The organism is Xenorhabdus indica (genome assembly GCF_014467235.1).
Lineage (GTDB): Bacteria > Pseudomonadota > Gammaproteobacteria > Enterobacterales > Enterobacteriaceae > Xenorhabdus > Xenorhabdus indica.
In genome coordinates, this window is record NZ_NKHP01000129.1 from 1 (window position 1) to 364 (window position 364).

The 364-nt window shown below is 51.9% G+C and carries 1 pseudogene; it reads left to right on the top strand.

What is annotated here, in order from left to right:
- Positions 1-230: 230 nt before the first annotated feature.
- Positions 231-364, top strand: a pseudogene (locus Xind_RS19825) (IS1 family transposase); the annotation flags it as partial.

Here is a 364-nt window from a genome sequence, read left to right on the forward strand (position 1 = left end):
GTACTTTACAGAGGGTTCAACCGGAAGGGAGGACGACGAGGGTTAACGTGGGAAAAGCTGACTCTGATCCTGAAAGTGCTGGGTTATCCTTCAAGCTGGAAAGTCCATTCAATGTTCAATTCTTGCTGAATAGGTGTGACGACTGGGGTCTGTCGGGAGCCGGATGCGGTAGTTCTGCATGTCCGGTTCTGAGGAGGGATCTGCCCGGGTGACTGGGTAGGCCTACTCACCAGCAGTGGTCATTTGTCGGTAACAAGAAAAACCAACGCTGGCTCTGGTATGCTTGGGAGCCAACGATGAAGCGGATAGTGGCACATGTATTGGGTGATCGCAGCAGGAAGACGTTGAAAAAACTGCTGACACT